The organism is Enterococcus sp. HMSC072F02 (genome assembly GCF_001837725.1).
Taxonomy (GTDB): Bacteria; Bacillota; Bacilli; order Lactobacillales; family Enterococcaceae; genus Enterococcus_B; species Enterococcus_B lactis.
This window is the reverse complement of sequence record NZ_KV833961.1, coordinates 23,027-44,433: the sequence shown is the minus strand read 5'-3', so window position 1 is coordinate 44,433 and position 21,407 is coordinate 23,027. Positions and strand designations below refer to the sequence as shown.

Genomic DNA, 21,407 nt, shown 5'->3' with positions numbered 1-21,407 from the left:
TTCATCCAATCGATCCTAATAATCAAACTGACGATAGTAGCGGCGTATCTCTAATGGATGACAATTCAGCTGTTCGACATGTGCATCGATACGCTGTGTCACTGCATGCATCAATAAGAAAGACAACACACGTCCGCGATATTTTTCGCTGATACCTTCTACTGGATAGTCTTTTGTATCTATCAATGTATAATTACTACAAATTTTTGGCAAAAGTTTAGCTACACGTTCAGATAACGCTCTCTGTTCATCTTCGCCTAAAAATAAAGTGACTGGGGTCGTTTCTTCAACGATCTCTAACGTCCCATGAAGAAACTCGGCAGCATGGATAGATTTCGATGGGAGCCAGCTTTGTTCTTCCCAATAACACATGGCATATGAATAAACAGCTCCCCATTGATTCCCTGCTCCGATAAAATAATGCATGCTATCACGTCGATGCTTTTCTGCAAATGATAAGCCAAATGCATCTGCTTTTTTCTCTGCTTCAACTAACCCTGTTGGCAAATAATGTTCGAGCTGTTCATAGTACTCTGAGTAATCTTCGAATTCCCCATGCAAATACATCAATCGATCTGCTACCATAAAAAATTTGATTTGTTCTGTTCCGGGAGCTGGATAAGTAACCACAAAATCGCATAGTTGAGACAACTTACTCTCCGCTTTATCGATAAATCCAATCAGTGTCGCTCCTACTTTCTTGATTTCTTCTACTGCTTTCACTACTTCTTGGGTTGTCCCAGTAACAGAGGACACGACAACGATAGAATCTTTTGTTAATCTTTTGTTCCCAGTAGTGTAATATTCTGCAGCATGCTGTACAAAGACAGGCAAGTTGCTTTTCCCATTCATATAAGTGACAGCTTGCATCGAAGAAGCATACGTTCCACCGATTCCTAAATAATAAACAGCATCGAATTTTTTCGTATAAAGTTTATCGATGATTTTTTCTACTTGCGGACGTAAAGCTAGTGCCCCTTTTATTGCTTTGATTTGTTCTTCTTCATTGAATTTCAACATGATTTCCCCCTCTTATAATTTACTTTTCAAGACTGTATCAAAGTCTTCAAAGATTTTTTTGTTCAAGTCGATTCCTTTAGCTGCTGCGATTTTATAAGCGAATAGTTGAAATGGAACGACAAGTGCTAATATAGACAGATATTCATTACATTCTATTGCTAATCCAAGTGTTTTTTCGTCTCTTGCTTTTTTTGTGGTAATTGTGAGAGTCTCTCCAACATACTGACTCATATATCTCCGCAACTTTTTTGAACGTTCCTTATTTTCATTGTCACCTTCAATAAAGAACAACAAATGGGAAGCATCAGCCTCTAGATATGGGCCATGCATGTAAGCTTCTAACTCAAATCCTTGTGACGGGACACGGATTGTTTCCGTCAATTTCGTTTCTGCTTCTTTCGCTGTTCCCCAGTTTGGACCATAACCAATAGTGATGAAGCGTTGTGTTAAACGAAACAAACTTTGATGTTCATCAAAAAATTCTTCCGTTTTTTGAATAATCACTGGTAAATGATTGATTATTTTGTGTAACTGTTGCATGTAGTTTTGTTCTATTTCTTTGCTGATATTATTTTTACTTATCCCAATTCCTAGCCCTAAGAGTAGTAACTGTAAGACAGTAGCAGAATAGCCTTTTGTAACGAAGCCAACTGTTTCTATCCCAGCACCTAAATCAATAATCTGTGTAGCTTCTAAAGCAAGTGGACTTTGTACGTCATTTGTGACAGCAATAATCGGTATTTCTTGTTTTTGGATCATTTTTACTGCTTCAACAGTAGAAGCACTTTTCCCACTTTGTGACACAGCAATCACAGTATCGATTGATGGAGAAAGTTTTCCATAATGAGCAAAATGAAAAGGTTCTTGAATATCGACAGTTAGCTCGCCATAAGATTCCAATGCCGGCTTCGCTGCTAAACAAGCGTTGTAAGAAGAACCCGTTGCTAGCATCAGCAGATTCGTTGTTTTTTTCATTTGTTTTCTTGTCGAAAAATCATTCTTTTTCAAGATCGTACTTAGTACTTCCTTTTCTTCATAAATATAATCTTGCATCGTAACCATTTTCTCTGCTCCTTTTCTAAAAAATCCCTATCCACGAACCAAAAATCCCAAAGAAAGCTAGTCCGATCAAAATCGTTAATGGTTTTACTTCTTTTTTCAATAGATAAAACACTACACCAAATGCACCCAGACATAAGATATTTGGGACAATATCATCAAAAATACTTTGAACAGTCACAGCATTTTCTCCTGAACCGATTTTTAAAGGAATATTGATGGTAATCATCGTGGCAGTCATTGCTCCGACGACCATCAACCCAATGATAGACGCGCCTAATGTCAAACTTTCCATCATCCCGTTTGCCTGAATCTTTTTCAAAAAACCCGTGCCTAAGCGATAACCCCAACCTGTTGCTAGATAGCGGAACAGAATGTGCGGAATATTGAAAATCAAAATGAACAAGATAGGTCCTAAAATATTTCCTTGCATGGCTAAAGAGGTGCCCACACCTGTGGCAATCAATCGCAAAGTTCCCCAAAAGAAAGAATCCCCTAACCCTGCAAGGGGTCCCATCAAAGATGTTTTGATACTGTCGATCGCGGTCACATCAAATTCAGGATCATCCTTATTTTCTTCCTCCATTGCAGCCGTGATCCCTAAAATCAATGTAACGATATGTGGGGTCGTGTTGAAAAACTCTAGATGCCGTTTCAAAGCTGCTGCCATTTCTTCTTTCGACTGATATAACTTTTTCAAAATCGGAATCATTGCGTAAACATAAGCCATATTCATCTGTCGTTCATAGTTCCAAGAAAACTCCATTTGAAAAGAACGCCAGAATACATGATTCAGTTCTTTTTTCGTTATTTTGCTATTTTTACTCTCAGAATTCTTCATCTTCTTCGACCTCCCCTACAGTGGTTTGAAGTGGCAGTTGACGAACATTCATGATATTGACTACCACAACGGCTAAAATTGCACCAAAAATAGCTACTCCGGTCACAGGAATCTTTAAGTAAGAAGCTATAGCGAAACCTAAGAAAAAGTATGGTGCAACTTGTTTGTTAATCAGCAAGCGAGCGAGCATCGCGAAACCAAGAGCTGGAATCAACCCTGTAGCTACTGACAAGCCATTCTGAACGAAGTCAGGAATCTTATTGAGTAGATTCCCGATCGTATTGCTTCCCACCATATACGAAACCATTACTACAACACCAAGCATCAAGGAAAGACCGAACCCGGCAAGCAAGTGCATATGCTCGACTCCTTTATAGTTTCCTTCTTCTGCATAACTGTCCGCTTTATGGTTCATAATTGGAATCAAAAGACCTAAGTAAATATTTTTCAATATCAATGTCAACGTAGCAATTGGTAAACCTAGTAAAAGTGCCGTTTCCGTACCAGCTCCAGCTGTGATAGCAAAAGCCGTGCCTAAAATTCCTCCGGTCACCACATCAGGGGGGATCGAAGCACCTACTGAGAATGATCCGATAAATGCTAACTCCAAAGTGGCGCCCATGATGATCCCAGTTTTTACATCACCCAACACGATTCCTGTAAACAGTCCCGTCACAATTGGACGAGAAAGCAGTGATGTCCCTAATGCATATTCTGATTGTGCGATAAATGCAACGATTCCTAATAAGACTGCTTGTACAATCATTGAGTTTCTTCCTTTCTTACAAAACTTCCCTTACGTCCACTTTTTTATCTGCCGGTACTTGACGGATCTCCACTTCTATTTGTTTGTCAATCAATCTTTTCAATCGTTCCTCCTCTTCTGGTAAAATATTCACCGCTTTTCCAATACTGCGAGTACCAGGTTTCGCCTTGATTCCTCCTAAGTTGATGGTTTTGATTTCTGGATACGCTTCTGCCAGCTTATATGCGTCCTCGATTGATTCCACTACGATGAATAGCTTATATTTATCTGTCACCCCGCTTTTCAATGCGGCAATCGAGTCATCAATGGATTTGATTACTAGTTTGACTCCTTGCGGCTTGGCTAATTTGATCGTTGTCTTTCGTATCTCATTAGTAGGCACATCATCATTCGCAATCAAAATACAATCTGCACCTATTGTTTGTGTCCAAGAAAAAGCTACTTGTCCGTGTAATAACCGATGGTCAACTCTTGTCAATACAATCATTCTTCTTCCTCCTAAAATTCATCTTCTTCTATTTCCTGATTGATCCGTTCGTTACAAAACTGGATCATTTTTTTTGAATCAGTTAGCACCTGCTGGATCAAAACAGTTGTCTGTACTTCAGCGTCCAACCTAGATACTAGCTCAATCAAGAGTGGCAAATTCAATCCGGCAACAAGATAGACATGATCCTGATTGATATATTGTAAGAATTCATTGTTGACACTTCCGCCAAAAAGATCCGTCAGAACAATGATTTCTTTATCTTTGTACCTCATAAACAGCTGACTTACTGATTCCGTTAAATCAAAATTCTCATCAGTATAGCAGTCCAATGCAGTAATAGAATGATTTTTCCCATAGATTAGCTCTAATGAATCTAGTATCCCTGAAGCAAATTTACCATGGGAAGCTAAGATAATTTCTCTGTCCACTTTTTCATCTCCTCTTTTTACTTACACATACTAAAAAAGCAAGTTGTGTGCCAAAGTTAGTGGCCACAACTTGCTTATGTTCAAAATTCTTCTTCTATCGAGAGTAACTCTGTACTTTCACTCAAAATATCACAGATATAGGCAATCTCAGAACGAGGGATCATGACACTATAATGCTCTTCAATGACACTAAATGCAGATTTAATGGCAAATATCTCTTCTTTTTGACACTGTTCCCATTTCTCTAATCCTTGATAGGTTTCAATTGGCATTTGTCGAATCAAACGTTCGATTAGACAACTCACATGGACATATAACGCTAGTTTTTTGGGATTACTGATTCTTCGATTCAACTGCACCTCTAATTCTCGCATAAAATGATCGATTTCCTCCATCACCTTTTCTGTATCTAGAATAGTCACAGAGTCCAGTACTTTCTCCAATGAAAAATTGCGAATGATGTTCTGGTTGAATGTTTCCTTATCTGAAACATTCATAGCAGAATCCAACCATTCTGCCAGTACAGACATCTTCTCTCCTGAGATGAGGTCTTCTAATGAAAGATAGTCGATATCGGTGATAGCAGGATCTGCGTTACCTATGATCCCTACGATTTCGTATATGGAAAACAGTGGGTCCCTGTTTTTCTTATCTTTTAATCGCTGATATTCATATGGGATGATTTTCAACTGACAAGTCGTAGGCAAGCTTTTCTCTAGCAGTGCACTTAGGTGAGCCGCCGTGCCGATTCCAGTGAAGCAGGTAGTAATGAGTGCTTTGGGTTTATTTTCTTGTGGATAGAGGAGCCGCCATTCTGGTTTGGTTTGACGAACAGCCTCTTCTGCTATTTCTTCTAATGCTGCATTTTTTTGCAAGCATTCCCCTACTGTGATGGCTAAAGGTGTCGTCACATTATTTAAAATCAAAAGTGGTACAGATAGTTGTTTTTTAAAAAACTGATGGATTTCTTTCAGAGATCCCATATCTACTAATATGATCAATCCATTTGAAACATCGCTGTTTTCGCAATAATCCACAATTTCTGAAGCAATCTGCTGTGGAGTGACATCTAGCGGCATATCAAATGATTCAAATAGATCTTCTTGTAATAAACGATTGACCACATTTGCCATACTGCTAGCAGTTGCATAACCGTGCGCAGCAATCATTGCTTTTGGCAGTCGTTTTTCTTTTGACCATTTTGCTTTTTTTAGATATATCGTCAGTAAAATCCGATCCATACTAGTGACTTCAATATCTAATTTAATCTTACTCAGTTCCAAGATTCGCTGGACATAATGATAGCTAGATGGATAAGATTGAGAAACCTGTTTTTCTAATTCTTTGATTAGTTGGATAATCGCATGTTCTTCCGGTAACCATTTGACAGTGCTTCGCTGATAAAGATAGTAACTCAAGGCATAGACACTGTTTCCATCGAACTTGATTTGATAGGCAGACTCCATTTGTCGAAAGGTCTCACGGATAGATTGAGTCCAATAAACCAACAGCTCGTGTTTTTCTTGTCTACTGGTCTCAAACAGCAAAAAATCAAATAATTGGATCACTTCTTGTTTTAGTTTTCCTTCGCAAGAATATAGAAGACACTCATTTTTTTTGAAATCAAGCAGGATCTGCTCAAAACTTTTAACGATTCGTTGCTGTTCTGGTTGTTGCTTTTCCATCAATTGTTCTAAGGTCTGGTCTTGCGTGATATAGATTCCTTGCTGTGCTGTATTTTTGGTAATGGGCTCAGCGAGTAGTTCTTTTTGCAAATGATGGATGGTGACATGGATCTCCGACTGTTCACGTTGTTCAGCATACGCTTTTGCCGCTGAAACTTTGACAATATTTTTCAGCTCTCCTATGTTTCCAGATAAGTTTTGACCTGCTAGAAGTGACAAAACTGGGCCACTGACTGACAAAGGGCTCCCCATTTTTCTTTGTTCCTCGATAAAAAAAGAGTAAACCAGTTCTAGCCGTTCATTTCGACTACGCTGATTGAGTGCAGGTAGTTCGATTCGGATAGGTATTCTTCGAATGAAAGTGGTTAAGAAATGACTAGTGGTCTCCTCTGTTGTGGCAAAAAAAAGACGTGTTTTGATCCGCCGTGACACATTAGGTTCTCCCATACGATAAATCACACCTTGATCAAGATAGGTGAATAGTTTTTCCTGCCCTTCTGGTGTTAAGCGATGTACCTCGTCTAAAAACAAGATTCCACCATCTGCTGCTTCGAAAGCCCCTTTTTTATTTTCTTCTGCTCCAGTGTAAGCTCCTTTGACATGTCCAAACAAATTGCTAGTCAACAGTTCAGGATTATCTGCATATTGTGCACAATTGAAAGTGATGAATGGTGCAGAGTCCTCTAGTAAATCATGAAGTAGACAATACTGATAGACTAAATGGACTAAATAACTTTTACCTGTGCCGCTTTCGCCTGTGATCAAAAGTGGCAGTCCGCCATCTGGATAGTAAAGAGCTGTTTTGATTTGTTCGATACTTTCTTTCAAACTGGCGTCGTGTCCGATCATAAAAGAGAATAAATCTTTTGGTTGTGCGAAAAAAGGCTGTTCTTCTTTAAGTTCATTGATAGAAAAATAAAAATTCGTACGTAACTGAAAAAATTGTTTTTCAAAAGCTTCTTTGTGGAAATAAACCACTGGACGAGAATTGATTTTGACTAGTAGTTTCTCCTCATTCAACTGGTTCAAATAATGACTGACTGTGTTTCTTTTTACCCCAAAATGTTCAGCCAATCTTTGTGCTGTAAAGACCTCGTTCATATGGTTGAGATCGAAAAAGGCTGTCTGGTTCTCTAAGTAGCATAAAATTTCGTTTTTTAACAACTTATTCACCCCTACTCCATCATAGAAAACGGATTCATTTTGTCAATAAAATCTTTAATAAAGAGTTGAAAAATATGTCTTGTTATAGACAGCAGCTCACTTATCCCTTATAATTTTTATTCTAAAAAAGAACAGTTCCTTCCGGTTTTTATACTGGGATTTCCAAACAATAAAGAAAGAACAAGGAGGCTATGACTATTCAATGAAATCGGATAAATCTAAAAAGAGGAAGTATACTTCTTGGAAAACTTTTCGCGAAATCATCGGATCTTATCTCGCTGTGGTTGTGTTTTTACCTTTGCTTTATATGGCTATGACAGAACAAACCCGTTTTATTGATGTAGATACGCAATATATAGCCGAAACAGGATTTTTATTTATCTTTATCTTGATTTTTGCGTTCTATAAATCCTTCCACACAAAATAGGAGGCACAGCTCTCAATTTTTCTGTCTGCTTTTTGTTATTACAAATCCTTATATCTGGTATAACAACAATTTATTGGCGTAACGAGGAAAAACGAGTTATGATGCTTTCAGAGAGTGAAGAGGTACTGTTGTCACCATCCTTTTTATTGATTACGTACACCACTCTTAGTTTTTTCCCATTGATTAAGAAAACAAGGTAGAAACATCACTGTTCCTGCCTTGTTTTCTTTTTCGTGTGCTGTTTTGATATCAAAATCGCAAACGACTTTCTACATAGCGATATTGATAATGAGAGGTTGTATTCGTTACACCAAACTTAATAGAAGCGTTTCTTCCTACTCCGATGTTCACCCCTGCATTCCAAGTTGTTGAACCATTATTGAAGAAGTCGCCATTTACAATGTAAAAAATACGGTTAGCATCTTCTAAATGAACATAAACAGTTCCACCAAATTGTTTCGACAAACCATTATATCCGCGGATCATTTCAACTCGTACGATTCTTTTGATAGCCCTAAAATTTCCACTTTCACTGGTCTCCCAATAAAAGCGCATCGTGGGTCTATAACTAGCATTGACTGTGAAAGATTGCGATAATGTTCTGTATGTTGCTCTTGCTGTACGTGCTTGTCTTGCACTTTCATCTGTGAATCCAAGCTCTTGTTGTGCTTGGATAATAGGGATGCCGTTTTCTTTTGCTACTTCTCGCACCATTTCATCAAAAGTGAGTACGGGACTTATGTTTATCTCTTTCTTTTCATTTGATATGTCGATCACTGATGCATCCACTTCTACAGCAAACACAGGCTGTCCGATATTACTTACCCCCCCTAAAGCTGCCACACATAATAAACCAATCAACGATTTTTTCATTCTCATATCCCTTCTTTCAACATTAATTAGCTTTCCCACAAACAATTTGTTACAATAACTTTACAGCATAAAAAGAAAACGATTTCAATAACTTTTAAAAAAGGAGAATAAACTATGAAAACAAAGCTGTTATTAGATTTAATAACATCGTTACTTTTAATTTTTTCACCAAAAATAACGATGGTTTTTATGGAAAATGAAGCTTCGCCCTCTCCATTTTATGAGATTTTATTCATTACTAAGATCATTTGCTTTATACTCGCTGTTTTTTACTTAAATCATGGAATCACTACTTTTTTATTTTCAAAAAATAAATAGCGCTCCATTGATGATTCTGTACCTGATCCACCTTTTGCACACGATTCATTTATAAAAAATCGGACAAAATAGACGTTTGGAGGAATGAAGAGACCGGGATGAATTTCCCGTTCTCTTTCTTTTTTTCTAAAAAATATTCTATTCAATCTCTAAAATCTCTTCATAATAAAACTTTCATTTATGAAAAGGCTTGTTCTCTTTTCATTCTAAATTTCCTAAGCTACAATGTGGTAGTACTTGTTTTTTCAACTGTAGACAAATAAATAATAGGAGGAATCATATGATTCAGTTATTACGTTATGCAAAAGATTATCGTAAGCAAATCATTTTGGGTCCGTTCTTCAAGTTTCTTGAGGCTGTCTTCGAACTTGTCCTACCTTTAATGATGGCTTCCTTGATCGATAATGGATTAAAAATGAATGACCGAGGAAAAATCATTGAAATGGGCTTATGGATGGTCGCTATGTCTGTGATTGGTCTGATTTGTGCTATCATTTGCCAATACTACGCTTCAATAGCTTCACAAGGATTTGGTACAGAGTTGCGAAATCAGCTGATCAAAAAAATCAATACTTTCTCTCACAACGAGTTGAATCATTTTGGAACAGATACCTTGATCACTCGAATGACAAACGACATCAATCAGCTTCAACTAGCTTTAGCAATGGTCATTCGTTTATTGATTAGAGCACCATTTTTAAGCATCGGTTCAGTAGTCATGGCTTTTGTGATCGACTGGGAAGTAGGTCTGTTTTTCTTAGCATTATTGCCTATTTTCTCCATCATCTTATTTTTTATCATCAGAAAAACTGTTCCTCTCTATCAAAAAGTGCAAGAAAAACTAGACCAGCTCAATGAACACGTCAGCCAGAATCTTAGCGGCGTTCGTGTCATACGTGCATTTGCACAGACAAAAAAAGAAACAGAAAAGTTTGATAAAAGCACAAATGATCTAGCGAACAATTATTTACGTGTTTCCAATATCTCTGCCCTTTTATCACCTGCTACGACCTTGATTATGAATGTCGGAATCATTTGTTTGCTAACAGTCGGCGGGATCAAAGTAAACATTGGGAGTTTGCAACAAGGACAAGTTCTTGCTTTGATCAATTATATGAATCAAATGCTTTTGGCACTGATCGTTGTTTCAAACCTCGTCGTGATCTTCACACGTGCCGAAGCTTCAGGTAATCGAGTAAAAGAGGTTTTAGACACAGAGAATTCGATTCTTGAAGCCGAGATCAGTACTACTCCCGATTTTTCTTCTGAATCGATTCTCGCTTTTGATCACGTTGACTTCCGTTATACTCCTGATTCTGGGCTTTCTCTTCAAGGGATTACATTTCAGCTGAAGCGAAATACGGTCCTTGGAATCATTGGTCCAACGGGAAGCGGGAAAACGACTTTGACTCAATTGATTCCGCGCTTCTATGATGTCAGTTCCGGTACAGTCATAATGGATGGAATGGACGTTCGTTCTTGGCAGCTGGATCATCTTCGTCAGCAAATCGCCCTTGTTCCCCAAACTTCCGTGTTATTTACTGGGACTATTCGTGAAAACCTTCAATGGGGTAAGCAAGATGCCACAGAAGATGAGTGTTGGGAAGCCCTGAAAATCGCTCAGGCAGAAGAATTTGTACGTCAGCTTCCAAATGGTTTAGATACAAAAGTCATGGAAAACGGAAAAAATTTCTCCGGCGGTCAAAAACAGCGACTAACGATTGCAAGAGCTTTGATTGCCAAGCCAGAATTACTGATTTTAGATGACTCTTTGAGTGCGTTGGATTATCAGACTGACTTGGATTTGCGTAAGGCGCTGCAGACTTATCTTGGCAGTACAGTGATCATTATCTCCCAACGTGTCCGCTCCATTCAAGAAGCCCACCATATCTTAGTGATGGATCAAGGAAAGATCGCTGCTCAAGGTACGCATGAAGAATTACTTGCTCAATCAGCGGAATATCAGGAAATCGTCGCATCACAGGAGGAAGAATAGTTATGAAAGTAAAAAAATTATCCTTGCAGACACTCCGTCGCTTCATCCCTTATCTTACTGCTTATGCGAAAGACATTTGGCTAGCTATATTACTAGGGATCATCAACGGGATCGCAACAGTTGTGATGACGTTACAAATTGGCCAAAGTATCGATCAAATGATCGGAGAAGGACAAGTTCGCTTCAATCGACTATTCCATTTACTGATTCTGTTCGGTGGGATCGTTTTGATCAACGTAGTCAGTCAATGGCTCATCCAAGTATTAAGCAATCGGTTAGCTTACTTGTCCGTTGCAACATTAAGAAAAGATGCTTTTGCTCAACTGAATCGATTGCCACTTCGTTATTATGATCAAAATTCTCATGGAAATATCGTCAGTCGATTTACAAATGATATGGACAACATTTCTATTGCGATTTCTGCTGCCTTCAATCAATTGTTTTCCGGAGTTGCGATCATCCTTCTTTCGTTTATTTTTATGATGCGTCTAAGTCCACTTCTGACATTGGTCGTTCTTTGTTCCACACCGATTATTTTCCTTGTGAGTTGGATCGTTGCTCGTGCTTCGCAAACAAATTTCGATAGACAGCAAAGAATCATTGGGGAGATCTCGGGCTTTGTGACCGAACGAATCGGTAATCAGAAAATCGTGAAAGCTTTTCAGCAAGAAGAAGCTAGTCAACAGCAATTTGAACTGCTAAATGCTGATCTATATCAAAAAGGACAACGGGCACAATTTTCTTCTTCCTTGACAAACCCGTCTTCTCGTTTTGTAGATCACCTTGCTTATTTATCGATTGGTTTAGTTGGCGGCCTATTGGCATTGAAGAGTGGTTCGTCAATCACTGTTGGTGTGATTTCCAGTTTTACGATCTACTCAAGTCAGTTTTCTAAACCATTTATCGAACTTTCTGGAATCACGACACAACTGCAAACCGCTTTTTCTGGTCTAGAACGAGCATTTGATTTGATCGATCAACCAGAAGAAAAGCCTGATTTGCCAGATGCCTATGCCTTGGAACCCAAAAATATCAAAGGAAAAGTCTCTTTTGATCATGTTTCTTTTTCTTATGACCCCAAACAGCGTTTGATCGAAGATTTCAATTTTACTGCTTATCCAGGTCAAACCATTGCTATAGTAGGAAAAACAGGGGCCGGAAAATCCACACTTGTTAATTTGCTGATGCGTTTTTATGACACAACAAAAGGAACGATTACAATCGATGACCATGACATCCGCTCTATCCAACGTGATACATTACGTAAAAGTTTTGGAATGGTGTTACAAGATACTTGGCTATTTGACAGTACATTGCGAGAAAATCTTCGTTTTGGGAATCCGGAAGCAAGTGACGTAGAAATCAATGATGCCCTAAAAGCCTCTTATATGTATGAATTTGTTGAACGTTTGCCGGAAAAATTAGATACTAAGATTGGCGGTCAAGGGTTAAAGATATCAGATGGCCAACGCCAACTGTTGACGATTGCTCGAACGATGATCAGTAATCCGCCTATGTTGATCTTAGATGAAGCTACCAGCTCAGTCGATACATTGACAGAGAAAAAAATCCAACAAGCTTTCTTAGCAATGATGGAGGGAAAAACCAGTTTTGTTATTGCCCATCGCCTGTCCACAATCAAAAATGCGGACCAGATATTAGTGATGGATCAGGGAGCCATTGTCGAAATGGGCACCCATGATGAGTTGCTTCAAAAAGATGGTTATTACCGACGGCTCTATCAAGCACAATTCACAGCACAATAAAAACAAGCAGTCTTCTGGGATGGGAAGACTGCTTGTTTTTTATTTAGCGTGGATCGCTAAACTTCTTAAAATTTTTTTGTAAGGAACACTACGTCCTACGTAATAAATGGCAATTGATTGAATCGGTAACCATATCACTGTTTTTAACAGGCGGGGCGCCCAAACGACCCAGCTGAACAATGGCACATGGTACATCAACGCAAGCCATAATGGTGTCAAAAATAAGTTTATGATCAGCGTGACACTAAGCGTAGCCAAAATGGCATTTTTCCAAGTGATTTCTTTTCGATAGAAAAAGAATCCGTAGATTGCTCCTTCAATAAATGCATTCAATGTAAATCCAATAAAAAATGCAGATTTCGAGAAGAGAGCCATTCCTACTAAATCAGCTAAAACTGCACCTATCCCTGACCAAAAAGGACCAAAAAGAATGCCCATGATCACTTGTGGAATAAATGTGACACTGATTTTAATAAATGGGGTCTCGATTGCTACCAGACGGGACAACGTGACCATCAATGCAATCAGTAAGCCCATAATAGCAATCATACGTGCGTCTAACCGGTGTTTCTTCATTTTTAGCATCTCCTTTAAGAGCTGCTACATCGTATCATGCAGCGAATGCGAAAATAAAACCGCGAACATTACGTCCTTCGTCCAAGAGGCAACATCCCATCCTCTTAGCACTTAACGCTTTATTTTCTACTCTGTATTATTTTTGGGATCTTTTCCCACAGAAACTATAGCATATTTTCACATTTACTGCAAACACGAAAAACTAATATTATTGGTTATATTATACAATACGTTCGTATTATATCGCATATTCTCAGTTCGTTTAGCTTTTATAGCTACATATAGGCGAACATTAAACGTTATTTTTCTATACACTTATCCATCAAAATGAAAGTGGACGTTTGTCTATTTCATGGACGATTCTTCGAAAATCTAGGAAGCCGGCTTCCAGTCCTCTTAGCAGCACCTCAGCTGTTCCGATATTCGTAGCCAACGGAATCTCATAAACATCAGATAAACGGATAAGTGCTGTTACATCTGGTTCATGCGGCTGTGCAGCTAGGGGGTCTCGAAGAAAAATCACCAAATCTAACTGGTCCTCCGAGATCATTGCTCCAATTTGCTGATCTCCGCCTAACGGTCCGGATTTAAACCGATGAATGGGCAATCCGGTCGCTTCCGTGATCCGTTGTCCAGTCGTCCCGGTAGCAAAAAGTTCATGTTTTTCCAATATTGTTTTATACGCTGTTGCTAATTTCACCATCATAGGTTTTTTTCGGTCATGAGCGATCAAAGCGATTTTCATAAGAGACACTCCTTTTGATATGGTTAACATACTTATTTACTCCAGTGTATCAGTTTTTATTTCTTATGGATATTTATTGAAGCTTAAAACTAGCACATTGACAAAAAAAAGAAAAAATTCTTGTTCAACATGACATTGAACTTAGTTAACGCTTTCATTTATACTTTAATCAGTTAATAAAACTAAAAAAGAAAGTGTGGAACGTATTATGGTAGAAATGGCTCTGAAAAACGTATATAAAAAATATGATAATGCAGAAAATTATTCTGTGACTGATTTTAATCTATCAATCAAAGACCGTGAATTTATCGTTTTTGTTGGTCCTTCCGGTTGTGGAAAGTCAACTACTTTGCGAATGATTGCGGGACTGGAAGATATCTCTGAAGGAGAACTAAATATTGGCGGAAAAGTCATGAATGACGTGGCACCTAAAGACCGTGATATTGCCATGGTTTTCCAAAACTATGCATTGTATCCTCACATGACTGTTTATGATAATATGGCTTTTGGTTTGAAATTACGTAAATATGATAAAGCAGACATTAAAAAGCGTGTGGACAATGCAGCAGAGATCCTCGGACTGACAGAATACTTGAAACGAAAACCAGCTGCTTTATCTGGTGGACAAAGACAACGTGTAGCATTAGGACGTGCAATCGTTCGGGATGCCAAAGTCTTCTTGATGGATGAACCATTGTCAAACTTAGATGCTAAATTACGTGTAGCCATGCGTGCTGAGATTGCCAAACTTCACCAACGTCTTGAAACAACGACGATCTATGTTACTCATGATCAGACAGAAGCGATGACTATGGCTGACCGAATCGTTATCATGAAAGACGGATTTATCCAGCAAATCGGTACACCGAAAGAAGTTTATGATACACCAGTCAATATGTTCGTTGCCGGCTTTATTGGATCTCCTGCCATGAACTTCTTTAATGTGACATTGAAAAACGGTGTCATCACAGATGGACATGGGCTTAAGCTTCGTATTCCTGAAGGGAAAAACAAAGTATTAGTCGAAAAAGGTTATGAAGGAAAAGAAGTCATCTTCGGCATTCGTCCAGAAGACATCCACAGTGAACAAGTAGCCCTTGAAGCTTCACCTGAAGCCGTAGTGAAATCAGAAGTTGTCGTTTCCGAATTACTTGGTGCTGAAACGATGCTTTACACAAAAACTGGTTCTACTGAGTTCATCTCAAAAGTAGATGCAAGAGATTTCCATAAACCAGGTGAAATGGTTGACCTTGCCTTCAACATCAATAAAGGGCACTTCTTTGATAAAGAAACCGAACAAGTCATCAAACTTCCCTAATCTGCCCCCTTCAGAGCTACGCCAGAAAATAGTGGTGTAGCTCTTTTTAGGACAAAAAATTCTCATCTTAGCGGATTTATTATCCGTTAGCAGATGAGAGTTTTTCTTTGATAGATCATTAGTATGTCGTTTTCTTCGCGTACCCTTGAATCGATTCTTTCCGATTTCCTTTTTTTGCTGCCGTAAATACCGGGATATCAAAGTATTTGCTGAGTGTTCCTGCTATAAAATAAGCAATATTATAATCAACCAAACTGTGGATGAGTCCACCAATTCCCATCAAGATGAACACTGTATAAAAATATCCTTGAGAGTAATACGTGTCAGGCATATTACCGATGAAGTAAAAGATGCTGACTACTAGCATTTCTACTAAAGAATGAATCACACCTATCACAAAATTGAACCCTTGGAAACGCCAATTAGTAAAAGTAAACTGTCCATTCTTTAAAACGATACTCGGATGCTTTTGCAAGTACCATGCCCCGATCAATGCAAATACAAGATGTGACAATGCGCGCAATGCAATGATAACTGGTGTTGTCAAAAAGAAACCGAATGTCGTACCTAGTGCAACAGCCACTGCAACTCCTGGTGTAAAAAACATCGCAATAAATAATGGCACATGAGACGCTAATGTAAAAGAAGCAGGTGGGATCATGATTTTAGGCATAACCATTGGGATAATGACCCCCATCCCAATCAATAAAGCAGAAATCGTTAGTTTTCGAACTGAATTTTTTCTCATTTTTTCCCTCTCCTAATATGTCTTGACACATAAATGTCGACTTAGTATAACTCACTTATCAATAACTGTCAAGACACATATTCTTTTCTAAATCCATACAAAATGAGTGTGAGTATCCAGTATAAGAATTTTTTGATCAAGAGACAAAAATAGGAGATGTGACAAAATTTGTGTCACATCTCCTTGTTCATAATGGGAATCAAAAGCTTGCCTTTGCGGAAATAAGACCAACCAAATCAAAAATAGGAGAAGCAATTTTCGTAAATTTCTTCTTATTTCTTGAAGCTGATCACTTCTGTCACAACCTCTTTTTTTACTGCTTATTTTCTGACATCGCATTGCTTAATGCGGCAAATTCTTGTAATGACAACGTCTCTCCACGACGTTTTGGATCGATTCCAGCCGTTTCCAAGCTTTTTGCTAACCATGCTTTTGTCTGATCATCTTTGCCATACGAATGCTGCAAATTATTCCAAAGCGTTTTTCTTCTTTGCTGAAATGCAGCTTTTGTCAATCGGAAAAATGCTTTTTCGTCCGTCACTTCTACTGCCGGTGTATCTCTTCTTGTCAGTTTCAAAATCGCTGAATCTACATTTGGCTGAGGGACAAATACTGTTTTTGGTACGATGAAGGCTAAACTGGCTTCCATATAATATTGAACAGCAATCGATAATGAACCGTATGCTTTCGTTCCTGGTTCAGCAGAGATTCGATCAGCTACTTCTTTTTGCATCATGACGACTAATTCATCCACGACCAAATCCGATTCAAGAAAATGCATCATGATGGGCGTCGTAATATAATAAGGTAAATTCGCCACGACTTTTAACGGAAGCTCTTCATGAAATGTTTCTCTTACGGCTGTTGATAAATCCGTCTTCAGAATATCTTGATGTATGATGGTCACATTGTCATAGGGTTGCATCGTATCAGCCAATACAGGGATCAAACGATCATCAATCTCAAATGCTACGACTTGCTTTGCATGCATCGCTAATTGTTCTGTCAATGCGCCGATTCCTGGCCCAACTTCGATCACGTTCGTTCGTTCATCTATTTGCGCAGTTTCTACGATTTTTCTTAAAATATTTGGTTCAGTGAGAAAATTTTGTCCTAAACTTTTTTTAAATGAAAAACCATGTTTCAATAAAATCTCTTTTGTTCTAGAGGGTGTCGCGATTTCACGATATTCACTCATGTTGTTCCTCCACTATTTTCATTGCTTGTGCGAGCTCTTTCGGCGTGATACGAAACATCTTCAAACGTTTTTCCAATTGTTTGCCGTTCGTATAACCGATACGCAACTCATCACCTAGTTTTTCTCGTTTTTCTTTTGCTTGTGCTCCAGCTATTAAACCATAGTCTAAAAGGTCTTGTCTAGTGATTTCAGAAACAGCCGTTTGGGAAATGTCTGGCGTCACAACTTTTTTCAATGCTTCTAAAATAGCAGCATCACTTGCATGTTCAACACCAAGACTTCCCTTTTTCTTTGGTTTAGCTTGTGTACGCGGCAAAAAAGCATGTTTTGCCTGAGGAACAGCTTCCATAATGATTTTTCTTATTTTTTCTCCTGAAAAATCAGGGTCGGTAAAAACGATCACCCCTCGAGTCTCTTGGGCATGTTCAATTTGCATCAGGATATCTTCATTGATAGCAGAACCGATCGTTTCTATCGTATCTGCATCAACTACTTCCCGCAGCCTTCTTGTATCGTCTTTTCCTTCAACGACTATAATCTCTTGGATCCTCATCTTATCCATGTTCGCTTAGACCAAATAATCGGTGCGCATTTGTCCATGTTTGGGCAGCCACTTCTTCTATTGGCAGATTCCGAAGTTCAGCAATCTTTTCTACTGTATAACGAGTATAGCCTGGTTCATTTCGCTTTCCTCTAAAAGGAACTGGTGCCAGATAAGGGGCATCTGTTTCCACTAGTAATCGTTCGATTGGTACATTTGCTGCAGCCTCTTGGACATCTAATGCTTTTTTGAAAGTGACGACACCGCTAAATGAAATATGCATTCCTAAATCAAGAAATCGTTTTGCCCATTCATAATCACCGCTGAAACTATGCATGATTCCACCGATATCTCGAACATCTTCTTCTTTTAGGATTTGATACGTGTCTTCAAGTGCTTCTCTAGTATGGATACTGATTGGAAGGTTCATTTCTTTTGCGATAGCAATCTGTCTGCGAAATACTTTATCTTGGACTTCTTTCGGGTCTTCCATCCAATGATAATCCAAGCCAATTTCCCCTAATGCTACAACCTTTGGCAAAGTCAATTGTTCTTGTAATTTATTTTCGATTTCTTTCGTATAACTGCCAGCCTCTGTCGGATGCCAGCCGATAATACTGTATATATTTGGATAGTCATGGCTTAATTGCAAAGACTTTTCAATCGTTGGCGTATCGAAGCCCACGACCGCCATTTTCGTTACCCCCATTTCTTGTGCTCGCTGAATCGTTTCTGGAATATCTTCATTGAACTGTTCCGCATTTAAATGGGTATGAGAATCAAATATCATGTTTATCGCTCCTTTTCATTCTTACTTTAGCACATTAGCACTGCTTGCAGAAGTAGCAAAAATCAAAATAGAAGAACTTGTTTTGTTGAAACAGAAAAAGCACGAAGATCCAGAGGACTTAGTTCGTACTTTTTCTATCTGTTGTTGAAATATTTTACTCTTCTGAGCGTTTTTTCTTTTTTTGATAATAGACTGGGATACCAATCAAGGTAACACCTATACCGATCAATGCTAATTTCGTTTGCGTCATCATCGTCATACCTAAAATGAAAATAGCACCGAGAATCGCAATAATCGGAACGATTGGATAAAGTGGTACTTTATATGGGCGTGGCAATTCCGGCGATTTTTTTCTTAAAATAAAGACACCGATAAAAATCAGTAAACTGAATAGCCACATCACAAACATCAACATGTCGGTTAAAAAGTCGAAAGAACCAAGGCTCATCATAATACAAGCTACTGCTAACTGGAAAATCGCAGGAACATAAGGTACCGTAAATTTCTTTGAAAGCTTTGTCAGCTGTTTGCTGAAAGGTAGCTCGTCTTCCAAAGCCATCGCATAAGGCACACGAATCCCAGTTAAGGTATACCCATTCAATGCCCCGTATACCGAAATCAAAATCCCAATAGTGACCAGTTTTCCGCCGATTTCTCCAAAAATGACGTCTGATGCTTCAGAAGCTGCGTTCAAATTACCGGCAAGATGATCAATCGGCAGAGTTTTCAAGAAAACAAAATTGATCAATAAATAAACGACAGTGACAAAACTCAGCCCAAGTATAATCGCTTTAGGCAAATCTTTTTCCGGCCGTTTCATTTCACCAGCCATTGCGCCGACGCCTAACCAGCCGTCATAAGCAAACAATGTTGCTAGCAACGCACTGCTCAAGCCTTCGACAAAAGTAACCTCTTTTCCAGCTTCGATTGGAAATAGCTGGACAGTTCCTTGTCCTGGTGTCAATAATCCCCATACGACAATCACGGCAATTGGTATCAATTTAACAATCAGCGTCACTGATTGTACAGACGCACCGACTTTTGTTCCTAATAAATTCAATCCTGTCACAGAAACAGCGGTAATCACTGCAATCAACAAAAGGTAGTCGGTAGATAATTGTAATAAGTTCGTCAATTGTGTCGCAAAGATAATCGATAATGCAGCAATATTAGCGGGGAAATAAATCAAGCTTTGCGCCCATCCTAATAAAAAGCTGGGCAGCTTTCCATAAGCTGCTTCAATATATTTGACAGCTCCACCAGTTTCTGGGATCGCTGTAGCTAATTCAGCCACTGTCAATCCAGCACAGATCGTTAAGAAACCACCCAAAAGCCAAGCTAGTAATGTCAAACTTGTAGACTGCGTGCTTGCAGTAACAGCAGCGGTTTTAAAGAAGACCCCTGCGCCGATCACGGTTCCCATAACGGTAGCTAATGCGCCAAACAGATTGATTTCTCGTTTTAGTTTGCCTTTCATTCCCATCCTCTTTCTTCTTTGAAATTTGGTATAATTTTCAGTATAACTGAGAATATTTTAATTTACCATTCTTTTTTCTCCACTTTCAATGAAAAACTCCCTCTTAAGACGGATGTATTTCCTCTTTATTTTGCGTATACTAAACCTACCTTTTCCACGAAGGAGGAACAGTTTATGGATTTTAAGCGTTCTTATCCGAAATTAGCAGATTATTTATCCAACCGAATCGATTTTTCTCGTAAAGAACAGCAGCAGTCCCGTTGGCATTGGTTCACGTTGATTTTATTTGGATTATTGACCATTGCGACGTTATCACAAAAATTGATATTGCTGACGGTGTTCATCGCAATCGTTGCATTGATCAAAGGCCCCGTGATGATTTTGTGGGGGATGTTGTATTCCTTTCTAGTGGGGCTATTCCCACCTATCGGTATTTTGCTTTCAGCGATTTTCTTTTTATTGAACATCGGAACATTTACAAAGAACTGGCGGATGACCTTAGTAGGGATCTATTTTTATTTTTATCCCTTCGGAGTGATGGCACTTCGTGAAGTCATGCATTGGAATAATCATTGGTTTTCAGCTGGTGCCTTGCTTTTAGGATTGATCTTGCTTCATGTGATGTTGACGAAACTGTATCAGCGTTATGGTATTGGAAGAACGATTTTCTGGTATGTCTTTTCGATTCCATTTGCACTGCTTACTGCGCTCTTACCAAGCCGTTTGAAGACAAAAATAAAAGGTTACCATAAAATCAAATAATCGGATTTTTACAAAATAAAGAAAACAATCATCGAGGTCAAAATCGATGATTGTTTTCTTTATTTTAAATACTATTAGTAGATGTCAACAAATTATTGCTTTCAAAATCCTTGGATGTAAGAGACAATAAAATAAAAAGGAGCGCCAGATGAACCAATTAAAAACCGCCCGTCCACTTATCATTATGTTGCTTCTTTCTGTCTTTACGATTCCTATCAGCCTTTTTCTTAATTGGCAGACAGAGGAAAGGAGCACAAATATTTTATTCAACTATTCGCAGCCACTTTTTCTTTTGTTTTTAGGAAGCTGCAGATTCCATCGGTGGGTAAAGCTCGTCCTTCTTTTTCTAGGATACAATTTATATGGTTATATGTGTCTTTATTATATGATTGGCTTCCATAATCACCATTGGGGCAATT

Annotated in this window: 20 protein-coding genes and 1 riboswitch; of the genes, 5 read left to right on the top strand and 15 right to left on the bottom strand. The window is 38.6% G+C overall.

Annotation, left to right across the window (positions count from 1 at the left end):
- Window positions 1-15: 15 nt before the first annotated feature.
- From HMPREF2731_RS08320 to HMPREF2731_RS08290, 7 genes are all read right to left on the bottom strand, one after another.
- Entirely contained in the window at window positions 16-1,020 is a 1,005-nt protein-coding gene (locus tag HMPREF2731_RS08320; protein ID WP_070872720.1) for an SIS domain-containing protein, read from the bottom strand.
- A gap of 12 nt (window positions 1,021-1,032) precedes the next feature.
- Window positions 1,033-2,082 (bottom strand): SIS domain-containing protein, encoded by a 1,050-nt coding sequence (locus tag HMPREF2731_RS08315; RefSeq protein ID WP_070872718.1) that lies wholly within the window; start codon window positions 2,080-2,082, stop codon window positions 1,033-1,035.
- 16 nt (window positions 2,083-2,098) lie between these two features.
- Window positions 2,099-2,920: a PTS system mannose/fructose/sorbose family transporter subunit IID gene (locus HMPREF2731_RS08310; RefSeq protein ID WP_002291048.1), complete on the bottom strand. Its 822-nt coding sequence runs from the start codon at window positions 2,918-2,920 to the stop codon at window positions 2,099-2,101.
- Window positions 2,907-3,686, bottom strand: a complete 780-nt coding sequence (locus HMPREF2731_RS08305; RefSeq protein ID WP_002291049.1) for a PTS mannose/fructose/sorbose/N-acetylgalactosamine transporter subunit IIC — start codon at window positions 3,684-3,686, stop codon at window positions 2,907-2,909. The genes HMPREF2731_RS08310 and HMPREF2731_RS08305 overlap by 14 nt, the downstream gene beginning before the upstream one ends.
- 16 nt (window positions 3,687-3,702) lie before the next feature.
- On the bottom strand, window positions 3,703-4,173 hold the full coding sequence (locus HMPREF2731_RS08300) for a PTS sugar transporter subunit IIB (protein WP_002287114.1): 471 nt from the start codon (window positions 4,171-4,173) through the stop codon (window positions 3,703-3,705).
- A gap of 11 nt (window positions 4,174-4,184) precedes the next feature.
- On the bottom strand, window positions 4,185-4,604 hold the full coding sequence (locus tag HMPREF2731_RS08295; protein ID WP_002291050.1) for a PTS sugar transporter subunit IIA: 420 nt from the start codon (window positions 4,602-4,604) through the stop codon (window positions 4,185-4,187).
- Window positions 4,605-4,684: 80 nt separating this feature from the next.
- Window positions 4,685-7,462 carry a sigma-54-dependent transcriptional regulator gene (locus tag HMPREF2731_RS08290; RefSeq protein ID WP_176747858.1) on the bottom strand — a complete coding sequence of 926 codons (2,778 nt, stop codon included), beginning with the start codon at window positions 7,460-7,462 and terminating at the stop codon, window positions 4,685-4,687.
- A 193-nt stretch (window positions 7,463-7,655) separates the two neighbouring features.
- Between HMPREF2731_RS08290 and HMPREF2731_RS08285 the strand changes: the two genes are divergently transcribed.
- Window positions 7,656-7,880: a hypothetical protein gene (locus HMPREF2731_RS08285; protein WP_002315767.1), complete on the top strand. Its 225-nt coding sequence runs from the start codon at window positions 7,656-7,658 to the stop codon at window positions 7,878-7,880.
- 249 nt (window positions 7,881-8,129) lie between these two features.
- Here HMPREF2731_RS08285 and HMPREF2731_RS08280 read toward each other — a convergent pair whose 3' ends face one another.
- Entirely contained in the window at window positions 8,130-8,753 is a 624-nt protein-coding gene (locus HMPREF2731_RS08280) for a hypothetical protein (protein ID WP_002291054.1), read from the bottom strand.
- A gap of 598 nt (window positions 8,754-9,351) precedes the next feature.
- Here HMPREF2731_RS08280 and HMPREF2731_RS08270 point away from each other — a divergent pair.
- The gene (locus HMPREF2731_RS08270; protein ID WP_002291058.1) at window positions 9,352-11,067 is read left to right on the top strand and encodes an ABC transporter ATP-binding protein; all 1,716 of its coding nucleotides are present in this window, start codon (window positions 9,352-9,354) and stop codon (window positions 11,065-11,067) included.
- A 2-nt stretch (window positions 11,068-11,069) separates the two neighbouring features.
- Window positions 11,070-12,833, top strand: coding sequence for an ABC transporter ATP-binding protein (locus HMPREF2731_RS08265; protein WP_070872714.1), 1,764 nt, complete (start codon window positions 11,070-11,072; stop codon window positions 12,831-12,833).
- 39 nt (window positions 12,834-12,872) lie between these two features.
- Here the strand turns inward: HMPREF2731_RS08265 and HMPREF2731_RS08260 are convergent, their stop codons facing one another.
- On the bottom strand, window positions 12,873-13,409 hold the full coding sequence (locus tag HMPREF2731_RS08260; protein ID WP_002291062.1) for a folate family ECF transporter S component: 537 nt from the start codon (window positions 13,407-13,409) through the stop codon (window positions 12,873-12,875).
- A gap of 37 nt (window positions 13,410-13,446) precedes the next feature.
- A riboswitch (THF riboswitch) is annotated at window positions 13,447-13,545 on the bottom strand.
- Between the two features lie 186 nt (window positions 13,546-13,731).
- Entirely contained in the window at window positions 13,732-14,154 is a 423-nt protein-coding gene (mgsA, locus tag HMPREF2731_RS08255) for a methylglyoxal synthase (RefSeq protein WP_002291069.1), read from the bottom strand.
- A gap of 208 nt (window positions 14,155-14,362) precedes the next feature.
- Here mgsA and HMPREF2731_RS08250 point away from each other — a divergent pair, with 208 nt between their 5' ends.
- On the top strand, window positions 14,363-15,472 hold the full coding sequence (locus HMPREF2731_RS08250) for an ABC transporter ATP-binding protein (RefSeq protein WP_002291070.1): 1,110 nt from the start codon (window positions 14,363-14,365) through the stop codon (window positions 15,470-15,472).
- A gap of 118 nt (window positions 15,473-15,590) precedes the next feature.
- Here the strand turns inward: HMPREF2731_RS08250 and HMPREF2731_RS08245 are convergent, their stop codons facing one another.
- The 5 genes from HMPREF2731_RS08245 to HMPREF2731_RS08225 form a co-directional block, all read right to left on the bottom strand.
- Window positions 15,591-16,220: a hypothetical protein gene (locus HMPREF2731_RS08245; protein ID WP_002291071.1), complete on the bottom strand. Its 630-nt coding sequence runs from the start codon at window positions 16,218-16,220 to the stop codon at window positions 15,591-15,593.
- 313 nt (window positions 16,221-16,533) lie between these two features.
- Entirely contained in the window at window positions 16,534-17,418 is an 885-nt protein-coding gene (gene rsmA, locus HMPREF2731_RS08240; protein ID WP_002293596.1) for a 16S rRNA (adenine(1518)-N(6)/adenine(1519)-N(6))-dimethyltransferase RsmA, read from the bottom strand.
- Window positions 17,411-17,980: a ribonuclease M5 gene (gene rnmV, locus HMPREF2731_RS08235; protein WP_002315760.1), complete on the bottom strand. Its 570-nt coding sequence runs from the start codon at window positions 17,978-17,980 to the stop codon at window positions 17,411-17,413. Before rnmV ends, rsmA begins: the two co-directional genes overlap by 8 nt.
- Window positions 17,973-18,749, bottom strand: a complete 777-nt coding sequence (locus HMPREF2731_RS08230) for a TatD family hydrolase (protein WP_002293591.1) — start codon at window positions 18,747-18,749, stop codon at window positions 17,973-17,975. Before HMPREF2731_RS08230 ends, rnmV begins: the two co-directional genes overlap by 8 nt.
- A gap of 154 nt (window positions 18,750-18,903) precedes the next feature.
- On the bottom strand, window positions 18,904-20,226 hold the full coding sequence (locus HMPREF2731_RS08225; protein ID WP_070872731.1) for an APC family permease: 1,323 nt from the start codon (window positions 20,224-20,226) through the stop codon (window positions 18,904-18,906).
- A 174-nt stretch (window positions 20,227-20,400) separates the two neighbouring features.
- Between HMPREF2731_RS08225 and HMPREF2731_RS08220 the strand changes: the two genes are divergently transcribed.
- Window positions 20,401-20,988, top strand: a complete 588-nt coding sequence (locus tag HMPREF2731_RS08220; RefSeq protein WP_002315757.1) for a hypothetical protein — start codon at window positions 20,401-20,403, stop codon at window positions 20,986-20,988.
- Window positions 20,989-21,407: the final 419 nt, after the last annotated feature.

What these genes read in the sequence shown, in the direction of transcription:
- HMPREF2731_RS08320 (WP_070872720.1), bottom strand. Translation starts at nt 1,020, where the DNA reads ATGTTGAAATTCAATGAAGAAGAACAAATCAAAGCAATAAAAGGGGCA.
- HMPREF2731_RS08315 (WP_070872718.1), bottom strand. Translation starts at nt 2,082, where the DNA reads ATGGTTACGATGCAAGATTATATTTATGAAGAAAAGGAAGTACTAAGT.
- HMPREF2731_RS08310 (WP_002291048.1), bottom strand. Translation starts at nt 2,920, where the DNA reads ATGAAGAATTCTGAGAGTAAAAATAGCAAAATAACGAAAAAAGAACTG.
- HMPREF2731_RS08305 (WP_002291049.1), bottom strand. Translation starts at nt 3,686, where the DNA reads ATGATTGTACAAGCAGTCTTATTAGGAATCGTTGCATTTATCGCACAA.
- HMPREF2731_RS08300 (WP_002287114.1), bottom strand. Translation starts at nt 4,173, where the DNA reads ATGATTGTATTGACAAGAGTTGACCATCGGTTATTACACGGACAAGTA.
- HMPREF2731_RS08285 (WP_002315767.1), top strand. Translation starts at nt 7,656, where the DNA reads ATGAAATCGGATAAATCTAAAAAGAGGAAGTATACTTCTTGGAAAACT.
- HMPREF2731_RS08280 (WP_002291054.1), bottom strand. Translation starts at nt 8,753, where the DNA reads ATGAAAAAATCGTTGATTGGTTTATTATGTGTGGCAGCTTTAGGGGGG.
- HMPREF2731_RS08270 (WP_002291058.1), top strand. Translation starts at nt 9,352, where the DNA reads ATGATTCAGTTATTACGTTATGCAAAAGATTATCGTAAGCAAATCATT.
- HMPREF2731_RS08265 (WP_070872714.1), top strand. Translation starts at nt 11,070, where the DNA reads ATGAAAGTAAAAAAATTATCCTTGCAGACACTCCGTCGCTTCATCCCT.
- HMPREF2731_RS08260 (WP_002291062.1), bottom strand. Translation starts at nt 13,409, where the DNA reads ATGAAGAAACACCGGTTAGACGCACGTATGATTGCTATTATGGGCTTA.
- mgsA (WP_002291069.1), bottom strand. Translation starts at nt 14,154, where the DNA reads ATGAAAATCGCTTTGATCGCTCATGACCGAAAAAAACCTATGATGGTG.
- HMPREF2731_RS08250 (WP_002291070.1), top strand. Translation starts at nt 14,363, where the DNA reads ATGGTAGAAATGGCTCTGAAAAACGTATATAAAAAATATGATAATGCA.
- HMPREF2731_RS08245 (WP_002291071.1), bottom strand. Translation starts at nt 16,220, where the DNA reads ATGAGAAAAAATTCAGTTCGAAAACTAACGATTTCTGCTTTATTGATT.
- rsmA (WP_002293596.1), bottom strand. Translation starts at nt 17,418, where the DNA reads ATGAGTGAATATCGTGAAATCGCGACACCCTCTAGAACAAAAGAGATT.
- rnmV (WP_002315760.1), bottom strand. Translation starts at nt 17,980, where the DNA reads ATGGATAAGATGAGGATCCAAGAGATTATAGTCGTTGAAGGAAAAGAC.
- HMPREF2731_RS08230 (WP_002293591.1), bottom strand. Translation starts at nt 18,749, where the DNA reads ATGATATTTGATTCTCATACCCATTTAAATGCGGAACAGTTCAATGAA.
- HMPREF2731_RS08225 (WP_070872731.1), bottom strand. Translation starts at nt 20,226, where the DNA reads ATGAAAGGCAAACTAAAACGAGAAATCAATCTGTTTGGCGCATTAGCT.
- HMPREF2731_RS08220 (WP_002315757.1), top strand. Translation starts at nt 20,401, where the DNA reads ATGGATTTTAAGCGTTCTTATCCGAAATTAGCAGATTATTTATCCAAC.